Genomic DNA, 13,184 nt, shown 5'->3' with positions numbered 1-13,184 from the left:
AGGTCCACCATGCCACCACATTTCATCGACGGCCAGCCGCACCATCACCACGACCGGCCCAAGCGCGAGCGGCAGCCGGGTGAGCCGCTGCGCATCGGCGTCGGCGGCCCCGTCGGCTCCGGTAAGACGGCGCTCGTCGCGGCGCTGTGCCGGCAGCTGCGCGACGAGCTGTCCCTGGCCGTGCTGACCAACGACATCTACACCACCGAGGACGCCGACTTCCTGCGCCGGCACGCCGTGCTGCCCGACGAGCGCATCGCCGCGGTGCAGACCGGCGGCTGCCCGCACACCGCGATCCGCGACGACATCACCGCGAACCTCGACGCCATCGACGATCTCATCGAGACCAACGACAAGCTCGACCTCATCCTGGTGGAGTCCGGGGGAGACAACCTGACCGCGACGTTCTCCTCGGGTCTGGTGGATGTCCAGATCTTCGTCGTCGACGTGGCCGGCGGCGACAAGGTGCCGCGCAAGGGCGGGCCCGGCGTCACGTACTCGGATCTGTTGGTGGTCAACAAGACCGATCTCGCGCCGATGGTCGGCGCCGACCTCGACGTCATGCGGCGCGACGCCGGCCAGGTGCGCGGTGACCGCCCGACAGTGCTGATCTCGCTCACCGAGGATCCGGCCGCGTCGCTGGTGCAGGCCTGGGTGCGCGAACAGCTCGCCGGCGCCGGGGTGACGAACGCCTGAGTGATGCACACCCAGGTTCTGATCGTCGCAACCCCCGGCCGGGGCCCGCGCATCGAATGCGTCGGCGGCGTGGCCGCACGGCGCACCGCCCCTGACGCCGTCCACCTGGTGTCCACGGCCGCAACACCATTGGGCGGTGACACCATCGACGTGCGCGTCATCGTCGAGGCCGGTGCCCGGCTGCGGGTGCGCAGCGTCGCTGCCATGGTGGTGCTGCCCGGTGCGATGACGGCGCAGTCACGCTCGGCCTGGGATCTCGAGGTGGCCGGGGAACTCGACCTGGATCCGGAGCCGACCGTCGTCGCGGGCGGCAGCAGCCACCGGGCCGCGACGCGACTGCAGATCGCCGAGACGGGTCGGGTGCGGCTGCGCGAACGGGTACAGGTCGGACGGACCGGCGAGCAGCACGGCTTCTGGGAGGGCACACTGCACGTCGACCACGAGGCGCTGCCGGTGGTACGGCACCGCGTCGAACTCGGCGCCGGCGCCGTCAGTGACGACGAGATCGCCGCCCCGCGCGCCTACGTCAGCGAATTCTGTTACCCCGAAAGCGATCTCGGCGTGATCCGTACCGCCGATGGGTACGAATCACGCCGAGATCAGGTGGTCATGGCCCTGGCCGACGGGGGTTGCCTGTCGGCGTGGCAGGGCCCGAGGCTCTAGCTCAGGAAGCCACCGGGTCGGGTGTGGCTTGAACAGACGATGCGATCTCCTCGAGTTCGCCGATGCGGGTGCGGGCGTAGGCCTGCTGCTCGGTGATGGTCAGCTGACCGCGCTGGCGGCTCATGAACGTCACCGTCCACGACAGCAGCGTGGCGATCTTCGTCTTGAAGCCCACCAGGTAGATCAGGTGCAGCCCCAGCCACGCCAGCCAGGCGATGAAGCCGCCGAATTCCAGCTTGGCCTTCTCGCCGAGCGGAATCTGGGCGACGGCGTTCCACTTGGAGACCGTGGCCATCGAGCCCTTGTCGAAGTACGAGAACGGTTCGCGCGGCTTGGGTTTGGTGCCGTGCGCGCGGGCCTTGGCCTCGTTCTTCAGGATCGCGGCGACGTGCTTGCCGCCCTGGATCGCGCCCTGCGCCATGCCCGGGACGCCGTCGACGAAGGCCATGTCACCGACGACGAAAACGTTCGGGTGGCCCGGGATCGACAGGTCCGGATTCACCTTGACGCGGCCGGCCCGGTCGATCTCGGTGTCCGACTGGTTGGCCAGGTCGCGACCGAGCGGGCTGGCCTGCACACCGGCGGACCACACCTTGCAGGCCGACTCGATGCGCCGGATGGTGCCGTCCTTGTCCTTGACGGTGATGCCGTTGCGATCGACGTCGGTGACCATCGCGTTGAGCTGAATCTCGACGCCCATCTTCTCGAGCCGGTTCTTGGCCTTCAGACCCAGCTTCTCGCCCATGGGCGGCAGCACCGCGGGGGCGGCGTCGAGCAGGATGACCTTGGCCTCGGTCGGGTCGATGTGCCGGAAACTGCCCTTGAGGGTCTGGTCCGACAGCTCCTGGATCTGCCCGGCCATCTCCACACCGGTCGGGCCGGCGCCGACGACCACGAAGGTCAGCAGCTTCTTGCGGCGCTCGGGGTCGCTGGACCGCTCGGCCTGCTCGAACGCACCGAGGATGCGGCCGCGCAGCTCGAGCGCGTCGTCGATGGTCTTCATGCCCGGCGCCCACTCGGCGAAGTGGTCGTTGCCGAAGTAGGACTGCCCGGCCCCGGCGGCGATGATCAGGCTGTCGTACGGCGTGCTGTAGGTGTGCCCCAGCAGGATCGAGTCGACGGTCTGGTTCTCCAGGTCGATGTGCGTCACGTCGCCGAGCAGCACCTGGGCGTTCTTCTGCTTGCGCAGGATCAGCCGGGTGGGCGGGGCGATCTCACCTTCGGAGATGATGCCCGTGGCCACCTGGTACAGCAGCGGCTGGAACAGGTGGTGCGTGGTACGGGCGATCAGCTTGATGTCGACATCAGCATGCTTGAGGGCTTTCGCACTGGACAGGCCACCGAAGCCCGAACCGATGATGACGACCTTGTGGCGATCCGTTGCCGTAGCTCCGGGGTGGACCATGTTGAGGGGCTCCTCGACGTACTACTACAAGACTGTTTACACACACAGGCTAGTCGCAGCTGAATCGATCAATGCAGTGAGATGCCCCACCGGGCCCGGCTAGGCGCCGATCACCGAATGCAGGGCAGCTCCGAGTGCGGCGATGACGCCGGGTACGTAGCCCGTGACCTGCGTCGGGATGTTGATGATGACGCCGTCGACGCCGACGTCGAACACCTTGGCCTTCAATTGTTCGGCGACGCTTTCAGCGCTACCGGCGACCATGTTCTGGCGGTTGGCCTCGGGGATGGCGTCGGGAGTCGCCCGGTCGTCGACGAGCGCGGTGAGCAGCATGCTGGTTTCGAGGGTCGCCGGGTCGCGGTCGATCTTCTCGCACGCGTCACGGACGACGCCCAGCTTGTGGGGCAGCTCTTCGAAGCCGCCGATGATGTTCAGGTGGTCGAAGTGCCGTGCCGCCAGCGGGATGGTCTTCTTCTCGCCGCGGCCGCCGATCAGCAGGGGGATGTGGTCGCGGTAGCGGGGGTTGGCCATGGCTTCGACGGTGCGGTAATACTGGCCGCTGAAGGTCGGGCGCTCGCCCTTGAGCATCGGCAGCACGATCTGCAGTGATTCGTTCAGGCGGTTGAACCGGTCGGTGAAGGTGCCGAAGTCGAATCCGAGCTGCTCGTGCTCGAGCTCGAACCAGCCGGTGCCGATGCCGAGGATCGCACGGCCCTGGCTCATGACGTCGAGTGTGGTGATGGCCTTGGCCAGCAGCGTCGGATTGCGGTAGGTGTTGCCGGTGACCATGGTGCCCAGCTGCACCTTCTGGGTCGCGGCCGCGAGGCCGCCGAGCGCGGTGTACGCCTCGAGCATCGGCTGATCGGGGGTGCCGATCATCGGCAGCTGATAAAAGTGGTCCATCACGAAGACGGAGTCGAAGCCGGCCGCCTCGGCCTCCCGCGCCTGGGCGACGACGGTCGGGTACAGCTCGCTGACACCGGTGCCGTAGGAGAAGTTGGGAATCTGGAGAGCGAATCGAATCGTCACGATTCGACCCTAGTCACCAACCACCTTGTCGCGTCCTGCGTTTCGCCGGGCGCGAAGCCCGGGCGAAACGGGAATAAATCCGGATCAGGCGAAGGTTGCGAGCGCACCGGCGCTCACGTGCAGCGTCTCGCCGGTGATGTGGCGGGCTGCGGGCGTGGTCAGGAAGAGCGCGAGCTTGGTCAGCTCGGACCCGACGGTCGCACCGCCGGTCTCGACGCCGTCGTAGCCCGCTTCCGAGCCGCGGCCGGCAGCGACCACGTTGATCGTGATGCCGCGGACGCCGAAGTGCTCGGCCTGGCCGGCGGTCCAGTTCGACACGGCCGCCTTGATCGCGGCGTCGGCGGTGCCGTCCTTGGGGCACTCCGGCACGACGGTCACGATGGCACCGCCCGAACGCATCTGGTCGCCGAGGATCTGGACGGTCAGGACCGCCGACAGCAGCGAGGAGTCGAGCGTGTTGCGCCACACGGCGGCGCGCTCGGCCAGGCTGTAGGTGCGCGGGTCGCCGGCGGACCAGGCGGGAGCCGGGACGTTCACGATGGTGTCGAGGTGCTGCGGCAGCTTGTCGCGCATCTGCTCCAGCGCGGCGCCGTCGGTGTTGTCCAGCACGATCGACTCGACTTCGAGTTCCTTGGCGGCCACTTCGAGCTCGTCGCGGCGGGCGCCGGCGATGGTGACGTTGTGCCCGGCGTCGCGGAATCCCGCGGCGATGACGCGGCCGAGATCGGTATCGCCTCCGGTGACCAGAACGTCCATGAACAGGGCCTCCTCGTGTGCAACGCTGAACGCGGTTGCCGCCATGTTACTGGACAGTAGCTAGCTGACGAAACTCGCCACGCGGAGGAATGACCCCTAGGGTTTTGCGCATGTGGCTCATGCGCAAGTTGATGCGCGCTGTGGCGGTATCGGTCCTGCTCGGCGGAGTCGGAGCGTTGTCCGGATGCGGTTCGGAGCACAAGACGTCGGGCCCCGTCGTCAACGTGTACGCGGCGGCGTCCCTGAAGCAGGCATTCACCGCGCTCGCCGACCGCTACAAGAAGGAGAACCCGGGCGCGGACGTGCAGTTCAACTTCGCGGGCTCGTCGTCGTTGGTCGAACAGCTGACGCAGGGCGCGAAGGCCGATGTGTTCGCCTCGGCCGACGCCAACAACATGACCAAGGCGGCCAAAGCCGGGTTGCTCGCGGGCACCCCGGTGAACTTCGCCGCCAACACGCTCGTCATCGTGACCCCGCCGGGAAACCCCAAGCATGTGGGCAACTTCGGTGATCTGGCCCGGCCCGGGCTGAACGTCGTGGTGTGTGCCCGTCAGGTGCCGTGCGGCACGGCGACGCGGAAGGTCGAGAAGATCGTCGGCGTCGAACTCAAGCCCGTCAGTGAGGAGACGTCGGTGACCGATGTGTTGAACAAGGTCACCAGCGGCCAGGCCGACGCGGGGCTCGTCTATCAGACCGACGCCAAGTCGGCGGGCGACAAGGTGGCCACGGTCGAGTTCCCGCAGGCGGCGTCGGCGGTGAACATCTACCCGATCGGGGTGCTGAAGTCGGCGGCCGACGCCTCGGCTGCCCAGCGGTTCGTCAACCTGGTCACGAGTGACACGGGCCGCCAGACCCTGGCGCAGTTCGGGTTCGCACAGCCTTGAACCCCGGGCTGCCGCGCTGGATCTACGTCCCGGCGGCTCTGGGTGCGCTGTTCGTCGTCCTCCCGCTGATCGCGGTCGCGGCGAAGGTCGACTGGTCGCGATTCCTGGAGCTCATCAGCAGCGACTCGTCGGTGACCGCGCTGGTCCTGAGCCTCAAGACCGCCGCGGCCAGCACCGTGCTCTGCGTGGTGCTGGGTGTGCCGATGGCGCTGGTCCTGGCACGCAGCGGCTCCCGGGTGGTGCGCTGGACCCGCCCACTGATCCTGCTGCCGTTGGTGTTGCCGCCGGTCGTCGGCGGTATCGCGCTGTTGTACGCCTTCGGCCGGCTGGGGCTGATCGGCAGGTACCTGGATGCGGCGGGTGTGCACATCGCCTTCTCGACGACGGCGGTCGTGCTGGCGCAGACGTTCGTCTCCCTGCCGTTTCTCGTGATCGCGCTGGAAGGCGCGGCCCGTACGGCCGGGTCACAGTACGAGGCGGTCGCGGCCACGCTGGGCGCCCGACCGACCACGGTGTGGCGCCGGGTCACGCTGCCGATGCTGGCCCCGGGTCTGGTGTCGGGCTCGGTCCTGGCGTTCGCGCGGTCGCTGGGCGAGTTCGGCGCCACGCTGACGTTCGCCGGTTCCCGCGAGGGCGTGACGCGGACGCTGCCGCTGGAGATCTATCTGCAGCGCGAGGCCGACGCCGACGCCGCGGTGGCACTGTCGCTGGTGCTGGTGGTGGTTGCGGCCGTCGTGGTGCTCGTGACGGGCGGTGCGCGGTTCGGTCGCGGGCCGTTCGAGGCGGAGGCCCGGCCGTGACGGGCGGTCTCGCGGTACGCGCGGTCGTCGAAGACCGGGGCATCGACGTGGAGTTCGATGTCGCGGCCGGCGAGGTGCTGGCCGTCGTCGGGCCCAATGGCGCGGGGAAATCCAGTGTGCTGCACGTGATCGCGGGCCTGCTGCGGCCCGACGCGGGGTCCGTCACAGTGGGCGGGCGCCGACTGACGGACACGGCGGCCGGCCGGCATGTCGCGGTGCACAACCGGCGGGTCGGCCTGCTGCTGCAGGACCCGGCGCTGTTTCCCCATCTGACGGTCGCGGGCAACGTGGCATTCGGGCCCCGGGCCCGTCAGCACCGTCGCCGGGGCGTCCATGCCGAGGCGCGGCGGACGGCCGGACGCTGGCTCGGCGAGGTGGGTGCCGCCGAACTGGCCGATCGCCGGCCGGGACAACTGTCGGGTGGTCAGGCGCAACGGGTCGCGCTGGCGCGGGCGCTGGCCGCGGAACCCGACGTGCTGCTGCTCGACGAACCGCTGTCCGGCCTCGACGTCGCGGCGGCATCGGCGATGCGCCGGCTGCTGCGCGGTGTCCTGGCGACGGACGGACGCAGCTCGGTGCTGGTCAGCCACGACGTGCTGGACGTCGTCACGTTGGCGGACCGCGTGGCGGTCATCGAGGGCGGGCGCATCGTCGAATCGGGCGCCGTCGCCGACGTGCTGACCGCACCGCGGACGGCTTTCGGGGCGCGGTTCGCGGGCGTGAATCTGGTCAGCGGGCACGCGGGCGCGGACGGCGGTTCCCTGCTGGCCGCGGGGCAGACGTGGCGCGGTGTGTGGGGGCCAGAGGTGACGGCGGGCGATCCGGCGATCGCGGTGTTCGCTCCGGCGGCGGTATCGGTGTCCCGTGAAGTGCCGGCGGCCGACGTCAACGTCGTCGCGGTTGGCGTCGCGGAACTGGATCACCGCGGCCCCGTCATCCGCGTCCGCGCCGAGGCGACGGACGACGGCAGTGGAGGTCTGGCGGCCGATATCAGTGCGGAGGCGGCGGCAGGTCTCCGGCTGATTCCGGGGGAGCAGGTGTACTTCGGCGTCGATCCGCGGGACGTGGCGATTCGGCCCGCCTGACGGCACGCCCGGCCCGTCCCGGGCCGCATCGGGGCATCGCGACGCCTCAGCAACGGACCGATATCGCCGTGGTCTGTCCGGATGCCGGAAGCGAGCTAACCGACTCGCCGGAGAATTAGCCGCAACTCGCACTTGCGTCACGCCGGTAACACTGTATTTTCGTCCCCATGCGACACCCGGATGCGCGGACAAGTGCCCGCAAACGCCTTCCGAAATCCCTGACTGCTGCTGTGGCAGGCGCGGCGGCCGCGGCCATCGCGCTGCCGAGCGCGATCTCGTATGCCGACCCGGTGCCGCCAGCTCCTGCGCCCGCCCCGGCTCCTGCTCCGGCACCCGCCCCGGCTGGGGAACCGGCGCCTCCGGTCGACGCGCCGGCGCCGCCGCCGTGGGCCCCGCCGCCGCCCGCGCCGGACCCGGCCGCACCTCCGGCTGATCCCAACGCCGCCCCACCACCAGCGGCCGCACCGGGTGCGCCGGCAGCTCCCGCCGCACCGGGAGCCGCGCCCGCCGCACCTGCGGCAGCTCCGGCGCCCGCGCCCGAGCCCGGACGCGTCAACAACGACGCCGGTGGCTTCAGTTACGTTGTGCCGCAAGGCTGGAAGATCGCCGATGCCACGCAGCTGTCCTACGGCCAGGCGCTGCTGACCAAGGCCCCGGCCGCGGGTTCGGAGCAGGCCCCGAGTGACACCAGCGTGCTGCTGGGTCGTCTGGACCTCAAGCTGTTCGCCGGTGCCGAATCCGACAACGGCAAGGCCGCCAACCGGTTGGCCTCGGACATGGGCGAGTTCTTCATGCCCTTCCCGGGCACCCGCGTCGGCCAGGAGACCACGGCGCTCACCGCCGGGACGCTGCCGGGCGCGGCGTCGTTCTACGAGGTCAAGTTCACCGATACGGGCAAGCCCAACGGCCAGATCTGGGCGGGCGTCGTCGGCAACCCGCCGCCGGACGCCACCATTCGCAGCCAGCGCAACCCGCAGCGGTGGTTCGTCGTGTGGCTGGGTTCGGGCAACCACCCGGTCGACAAGGCCGCAGCGGTGACGCTGGCCCAGTCGATCCGCCCGTGGAACCCGCCGCCGCCACCTCCGGTCGACCCGAACGCCCCGCCCAAGCCCGCCGATCCGGCCCACCCGATGGTCGGCGTGCCGGTGCCGGTGACGAACGCGCCGCCGGAGATGGCCCCCGCCGGATAGTCGCTCAAAAGAATGAGGACCGTGCCCAACCGGGCGCGGTCCTCATTCTTTGTGTCGAGTTCTACGTAGAACTCTTCGACTTCACGAAGCGGTAGAGCAGGACGAGGATCACCGCGCCGACCAGTGCACCCCAGAACGAGTGCTCGATCGGCGGGCGGAAATCGAGCTTGTGCGGTGCGTAGACGACACTGCTCAGCGTGCCGCCGACATAACCACCTGCGATACCCAGCACGCACGTGAGGATCCACCCCATGTCGTCCTTACCGGGTACGACGAACCGGGCGATGGCTCCGACGACGAGGCCGAGAAGAATCAACCAGACGATGTGCATCATTGTCATGACCTTTCGATTGACTGATACATCTCGAGGCTAGCCCGGTTCGGCGCACGACAAACACGTCTGAAACGCAGCAATCTGGTGACGGTTCGGGGGCCACTCGCGGGGCGGGGAGGCCTAGCTGAAGTGCCAGACCGCGGCCGCGGCGAGTGCGCCCATGCCGTTGAGCGACCAGTGCAGCGCGATCGGCGCGAGCAGGCTTCCGGACCGGCGCCGCAGCCAGGTGAAGACGAATCCCGCGGCCGCGGTGGCGACGACGGCCATGGCGACGCCGGCGATCATGCCGGCCACCCCGCCGCCGAGGACGCGTGTGAACCCGACGTTGCTGCTGGTCAGGCCCAGCGAGGTGGCGATGTGCCAGAGGCCGAACAGCAGTGAGCCGGCGGCGGCGACGCCGCGGAATCCCCAGGCCCGGTCGAGTGTGCCGTGCAGTACGCCGCGGAAGGCCAGTTCCTCGGGGATGACGGTCTGCAGCGGGATGACGATCATCGACGCAAGCAGGGCGCCGGAGATCGTCGCGTAGTGGTTGTTGAGGAACATCGGGCGGGTCCAGGGCAGCAGGACGCCGACGGCGATCACCGACCCGACAAGCAGAGTGGCGCCGAGCGCGTAGCGCATGCCGGTCCGCCAGTGCGCGCGGCCGAGACCGAGCTCGGTCCAACCGAGACCCCGTTTCCGGACCAGGGCCACCAGGCCGAGCGCCGCGAGCGGCACGACGACGATGTTCGCCCAGGGGGTCGTGAAGTGGGCCAGCAGGTTGGTCGCGACCAGGACGGCCACCACCACGGCCACATCGATGTAGACGCGCGGGTGCCGCACGGCTGGTGAGCCGGTCGGTGGGCAGGGTGCAGCGGCGGCTGCCGAGGCGTCGATCATCTGTGGCGAGTGTACCGATACGGGGCAATGGGCCAGGTCACACCGGTTGGTGATCACCGACGGCCCTTCCACCGTCGGTACTGCTCGGGTAGGCACACCGCACAGGGGCGGTATCCGGCAGCGGCGGCGGTCTTCTCGTCGGCGAAGAACACCCGGTGGGCACGGTAGCCGCCGGCGGCGATGGCCCGCAGTGCCGACGGGCAATCGAGGCGCCCATAGAGCTTGCTGCGCCGGTGGCCGCCCAGGCGCCCCGGTGTCGCACTGCGATAGGGGCGGCCGGCGGCGTCGAGAAGGGTGTACCTGGTCACGCGGCGTCGTGGAAGATCAGGCCCAGCGTCATGCGGGACCCCGAACGCAGAGTCGAAACACCGTGGCGCACAGGGCCGACGGCCCATCCGCGTTTCGATGCGACCGGCCGCTCGCGGGTGGTGATGACCAGCCCGTGGCCGAACGGAATGGAGATGGCCGAGCCGCGGGACTGAGCGCGCGGCCGCTGTTCGTAGAGAAGGAACTCGCCGCCCGTGTAGTCGACCTCCGGCCGGGTCAGGTTGATGACGACCTGGAGCGGAAAGACCAAGTCCCCGTAGAGATCCTGGTGCAGCGCGCACCAGCCGCCGGCGCCGTACCTGAGCAACAGTGCGGTGGTTCGCGTCTGCCCCGCGCGGTGGCAGGTCGCCAGCCAGTCATCGAAGCTGTCGGGCCACGGCGGGTCGCGGCGCAACCTCGTCCACCAGTCCCGGGCGATCGGCAGCAGCCGAGGGTAGAGGGCGTATTTGAGCTCGGTGACGATCTCGGGATAGGGCCGGTGGAAGTAGCGGTACTGGCCTTCGCCGAACCGGTAGCGGGCCATGTCGATGGTCGACCGGAATCGGGTCGCATCGGGGTAGATCGCCGCGAGTCCGGCGGCCTCGGCCGGGGTGACGAGAGGTCCGGTCAGCGCGCCGCCGACGGTCTCGAGCTCGGTGCGGACAGCGTCCCAGTCGGTGGCGGCGACGCGCTCCTGCCAGACGCTCACGCCGCAGCCTCCAGATCGAGCAGCAGACGCTTGGCCGCCGGACCACCGAGGTAGCCGCCCATCCCGCCGTCGCTGCGGACCACCCGGTGGCACGGAACCACTACGGGCAGAGGGTTTTTCGCGCATGCCGTGCCCACGGCGCGGACCGCTCTGGGGCTGCCGGCCAGTGCGGCGACGGCGGCATAGCTGGCGGTCTGCCCATAGCCGATCTCCGGCAGGTGGTGCAGCACCGCGGCGCGGAATCCGGCGGCCAGCCGCCAGTCCAGCGGAACGTCGAAGGTCCGACGGGCGCGGGTGAAGTACTCGTCGAGTTCGCGGGCCACCGCGTCGAGCCGGGCCGGCGCCTGCAGGATGCGCGGGCTCACCTTGTCGGCGAGCTGCTGCAGCACGGCGTCATGGTCTTCGACGGCATAGGCGACACGGATCAGGCCGTGGTCGGTGGCTGCCAGCAGCAGCGGCCCGACGGGGCTGTCGACCGTGCGGTACGCGACGTCGAGGACCCCGTCGCGCTGGGCGGCGGCCGCCAGCCGGTTGTGCAATTCAGCCATCCGGCCCGGGTCGATGTCGGTGCTGCGCGTCAGGTCGCTGGTGATGGTTTCGGCGTTATTCATGGGTGTCTCTTTTCCCGAGCGCCGTGACTCCGATGAGTTCGGCGCGGTAAGCGCGTCGTAGCGTGGCGATGCCGTCGCTGGCGGCGCGGCGGGCGGCCGCGGCGGTGCCGCCGAGAATCTCGGCGATCTCGTTGTAGGGCAGGCCCCCGAGGTAGTGGTACGCGACGGCGTGCTTCTGTTTGGGTGGGAGTGCATCGACGGCGACCGCGAGATCGACTTCGATGGCCTCACTGTCACGGACGTCGCGCGGAGATGCCGGCTCGGGTACGACGTCGGTGGGAACCGGCTGGCGTGTCCGGGTTCTGGTGATGTCGATGGCCTTGTGGTGCGCGATGGTCACCAGCCAGGCCTCGAGATTCGCATCCGCCGGCAGCTCGGGATAGGCCTTGAGGGCCGCCAGGAACGTCTCTGACCAGGCGTCGTCGGCGTCGTGTACGCCGACGATGGCGGCACAGACCCGGAAGACCGTAGGACCATGGTTGCGCACCACGGCCTCGAATGGCGGTTTGGCTTTCACACCCAGTAGACGCTCCGTCGCCGGTATTTGTGAGGTTTCGATCCTCACCGATTTACCGATGCTAGGTGGCGCGGGTGGTGCGTCTAGTTCGACGACGGTGTGGGTGGTGGTTCGAAGGGTTGGTACCACCACCATTGGGCGCGTTCCCCGGTGGAGCCGGGGCACGGCGGCACATCAGGGCGGGCCGTGGTGGGTGTCCGCGCCAGGGAGCCGCCGTCGAGTTGGCGGCCCGCGGCATCGGTGACGACCAGCCGATCGGCCGGTCCGGTGATCGTGATGACCCGCTGGTGATGCAGCCGATGGTGGTAGGGGCACACCAGCACCAGGTTGTGCAGCTCGGTTTCCCCGCCGTTCTCCCAATGAATGATGTGATGGGCATGCAAGCCCCGGGTGGCCCCGCACCCGGGGACCCGGCAGCACCGGTCGCGGTGCTCCAGCGCGCGGCGCAGCCGGCGACTGATGGTGCGGGTGCTGCGGCCGACGCCGAACGGCTGCCCGTGTTTCTCGAGCCACACCTCGCAGGTGGCATCGCACAACAGCAGTTGGCGTTCCTCGTCGGTGAGCACCGACCCCAGATGCAAGGCGGCCGTGCGCTGTTCGAGGTCCGCATGCACGACGACGGTGGTGCGCTGCCCATGCGGACGCCGTGCCACATCGCTGTCCCAACCGGCCTCGACCACGCTCATGAACGCATCCACACTGTTCGGGAACGGCGGTGCCTGCTCCGACACTTGCCCTTCGGGGTCTTCGTGGTCGCGTTTCCAGTCCGCGACCATCGCATCCTGATGCGACGCCAGCGCGGCATCGAACTTCGCCGCTTCCAGTTTCGGCAGCCGGATCTTGTACGTGACCGAGCCGTCATCATGGGTGGTCTTGGCGATCGACCGCGGCACCTCGGGCTTCGGCTCGGGCTCCGGGCGCGGTTCCAGTTTCACCGCAGTCCGCAACTGGGTCACCGTGGCGCTTTCGGCGAACTGCGCGTAATGCTCATCAGAACCCTCGCCGGCATGCTCGGCGACCACCCCGACCTGATCCAGCGACAACCGGCCCGCCCGCATCGCCTCGGCGCAGCGCGGGAACTCCTCGATCCGGTGCGCCACCGCCATCATCACTTCCGCATTACGCGGCGACACACCGGTTTTCCATGCCATCAACGACGCCATCGACCGGGCACCGGTGGCACCCCAGAGCCCGTCCCGGTCGATCTCGGCGGCAATCTGCACCAGCCGCGCGTCGATCGCGTTGCGCTGACCGGTCAGCTCACCGATCTCGGCGAAGTACGCATCATGCGCTCGCACGGCGACGACTCAACATCGAAAG

16 protein-coding genes are annotated in these 13,184 nt (G+C 69.3%); 6 read left to right on the top strand and 10 right to left on the bottom strand.

Going from position 1 to position 13,184, the window contains the following annotated elements; translation table 11 throughout:
* The first annotated feature begins 9 nt into the window (after nt 1-9).
* Entirely contained in the window at nt 10-696 is a 687-nt protein-coding gene (ureG, locus tag ACJH6H_RS10795) for an urease accessory protein UreG (RefSeq protein ID WP_346416227.1), read from the top strand.
* 3 nt (nt 697-699) lie between these two features.
* A complete protein-coding gene (locus ACJH6H_RS10790; protein ID WP_346416226.1) occupies nt 700-1,359 on the top strand; it encodes an urease accessory protein UreD in 660 nt (219 codons plus the stop codon).
* 1 nt (nt 1,360) lies between these two features.
* Here the strand turns inward: ACJH6H_RS10790 and ACJH6H_RS10785 are convergent, their stop codons facing one another.
* From ACJH6H_RS10785 to ACJH6H_RS10775, 3 genes are all read right to left on the bottom strand, one after another.
* Nucleotides 1,361-2,764: an NAD(P)/FAD-dependent oxidoreductase gene (locus tag ACJH6H_RS10785; protein ID WP_346416225.1), complete on the bottom strand. Its 1,404-nt coding sequence runs from the start codon at nt 2,762-2,764 to the stop codon at nt 1,361-1,363.
* A 99-nt stretch (nt 2,765-2,863) separates the two neighbouring features.
* The gene (locus ACJH6H_RS10780) at nt 2,864-3,793 is read right to left on the bottom strand and encodes an LLM class F420-dependent oxidoreductase (protein WP_406774835.1); all 930 of its coding nucleotides are present in this window, start codon (nt 3,791-3,793) and stop codon (nt 2,864-2,866) included.
* Between the two features lie 84 nt (nt 3,794-3,877).
* Nucleotides 3,878-4,549, bottom strand: a complete 672-nt coding sequence (locus tag ACJH6H_RS10775) for an SDR family oxidoreductase (protein WP_406774885.1) — start codon at nt 4,547-4,549, stop codon at nt 3,878-3,880.
* 119 nt (nt 4,550-4,668) lie between these two features.
* On the opposite strand from ACJH6H_RS10775, the gene modA reads away from it, so the two are divergent.
* From modA to ACJH6H_RS10755, 4 genes are all read left to right on the top strand, one after another.
* Nucleotides 4,669-5,433, top strand: a complete 765-nt coding sequence (modA, locus tag ACJH6H_RS10770) for a molybdate ABC transporter substrate-binding protein (RefSeq protein WP_406774884.1) — start codon at nt 4,669-4,671, stop codon at nt 5,431-5,433.
* Complete coding sequence (locus ACJH6H_RS10765) at nt 5,430-6,233, top strand: ABC transporter permease (protein WP_346416223.1); 804 nt, start codon at nt 5,430-5,432, stop codon at nt 6,231-6,233. Before modA ends, ACJH6H_RS10765 begins: the two co-directional genes overlap by 4 nt.
* Nucleotides 6,230-7,318: a sulfate/molybdate ABC transporter ATP-binding protein gene (locus tag ACJH6H_RS10760; RefSeq protein WP_406774834.1), complete on the top strand. Its 1,089-nt coding sequence runs from the start codon at nt 6,230-6,232 to the stop codon at nt 7,316-7,318. Before ACJH6H_RS10765 ends, ACJH6H_RS10760 begins: the two co-directional genes overlap by 4 nt.
* A 167-nt stretch (nt 7,319-7,485) precedes the next feature.
* Nucleotides 7,486-8,508 (top strand): APA family fibronectin-binding glycoprotein, encoded by a 1,023-nt coding sequence (locus ACJH6H_RS10755; RefSeq protein WP_406774833.1) that lies wholly within the window; start codon nt 7,486-7,488, stop codon nt 8,506-8,508.
* 61 nt (nt 8,509-8,569) lie between these two features.
* Here ACJH6H_RS10755 and ACJH6H_RS10750 read toward each other — a convergent pair whose 3' ends face one another.
* The 7 genes from ACJH6H_RS10750 to ACJH6H_RS10720 form a co-directional block, all read right to left on the bottom strand.
* On the bottom strand, nt 8,570-8,842 hold the full coding sequence (locus tag ACJH6H_RS10750; protein ID WP_020100188.1) for a GlsB/YeaQ/YmgE family stress response membrane protein: 273 nt from the start codon (nt 8,840-8,842) through the stop codon (nt 8,570-8,572).
* Nucleotides 8,843-8,962: 120 nt separating this feature from the next.
* The gene (locus ACJH6H_RS10745) at nt 8,963-9,721 is read right to left on the bottom strand and encodes a lysostaphin resistance A-like protein (protein ID WP_406774832.1); all 759 of its coding nucleotides are present in this window, start codon (nt 9,719-9,721) and stop codon (nt 8,963-8,965) included.
* Between the two features lie 53 nt (nt 9,722-9,774).
* Entirely contained in the window at nt 9,775-10,029 is a 255-nt protein-coding gene (locus ACJH6H_RS10740) for an Ada metal-binding domain-containing protein (protein ID WP_061001933.1), read from the bottom strand.
* Nucleotides 10,026-10,736, bottom strand: a complete 711-nt coding sequence (locus ACJH6H_RS10735) for a 2OG-Fe(II) oxygenase (protein ID WP_061001931.1) — start codon at nt 10,734-10,736, stop codon at nt 10,026-10,028. The genes ACJH6H_RS10740 and ACJH6H_RS10735 overlap by 4 nt, the downstream gene beginning before the upstream one ends.
* Complete coding sequence (locus tag ACJH6H_RS10730; protein WP_267325894.1) at nt 10,733-11,284, bottom strand: methylated-DNA--[protein]-cysteine S-methyltransferase; 552 nt, start codon at nt 11,282-11,284, stop codon at nt 10,733-10,735. Before ACJH6H_RS10730 ends, ACJH6H_RS10735 begins: the two co-directional genes overlap by 4 nt.
* Before the next feature lie 55 nt (nt 11,285-11,339).
* Nucleotides 11,340-11,864 carry an RNA polymerase sigma factor gene (locus tag ACJH6H_RS10725; protein WP_406774831.1) on the bottom strand — a complete coding sequence of 175 codons (525 nt, stop codon included), beginning with the start codon at nt 11,862-11,864 and terminating at the stop codon, nt 11,340-11,342.
* An 83-nt stretch (nt 11,865-11,947) separates the two neighbouring features.
* The gene (locus ACJH6H_RS10720) at nt 11,948-13,162 is read right to left on the bottom strand and encodes an HNH endonuclease signature motif containing protein (protein WP_406774830.1); all 1,215 of its coding nucleotides are present in this window, start codon (nt 13,160-13,162) and stop codon (nt 11,948-11,950) included.
* Nucleotides 13,163-13,184: the final 22 nt, after the last annotated feature.

It is taken from the genome of Mycobacterium sp. SMC-21, from assembly GCF_045310825.1.
Lineage (GTDB): Bacteria > Actinomycetota > Actinomycetes > Mycobacteriales > Mycobacteriaceae > Mycobacterium.
This window is presented reverse-complemented; position numbering and strand designations above follow the sequence as displayed.

Excerpts from the sequence above, each read along its gene's own strand:
- ureG (WP_346416227.1), top strand. The coding sequence starts at position 10 with ATGCCACCACATTTCATCGACGGCCAGCCGCACCATCACCACGACCGG.
- ACJH6H_RS10790 (WP_346416226.1), top strand. The coding sequence starts at position 700 with ATGCACACCCAGGTTCTGATCGTCGCAACCCCCGGCCGGGGCCCGCGC.
- ACJH6H_RS10785 (WP_346416225.1), bottom strand. The coding sequence starts at position 2,764 with ATGGTCCACCCCGGAGCTACGGCAACGGATCGCCACAAGGTCGTCATC.
- ACJH6H_RS10775 (WP_406774885.1), bottom strand. The coding sequence starts at position 4,549 with ATGGACGTTCTGGTCACCGGAGGCGATACCGATCTCGGCCGCGTCATC.
- modA (WP_406774884.1), top strand. The coding sequence starts at position 4,669 with ATGCGCAAGTTGATGCGCGCTGTGGCGGTATCGGTCCTGCTCGGCGGA.
- ACJH6H_RS10755 (WP_406774833.1), top strand. The coding sequence starts at position 7,486 with ATGCGACACCCGGATGCGCGGACAAGTGCCCGCAAACGCCTTCCGAAA.
- ACJH6H_RS10750 (WP_020100188.1), bottom strand. The coding sequence starts at position 8,842 with ATGATGCACATCGTCTGGTTGATTCTTCTCGGCCTCGTCGTCGGAGCC.
- ACJH6H_RS10745 (WP_406774832.1), bottom strand. The coding sequence starts at position 9,721 with ATGATCGACGCCTCGGCAGCCGCCGCTGCACCCTGCCCACCGACCGGC.
- ACJH6H_RS10730 (WP_267325894.1), bottom strand. The coding sequence starts at position 11,284 with ATGGCTGAATTGCACAACCGGCTGGCGGCCGCCGCCCAGCGCGACGGG.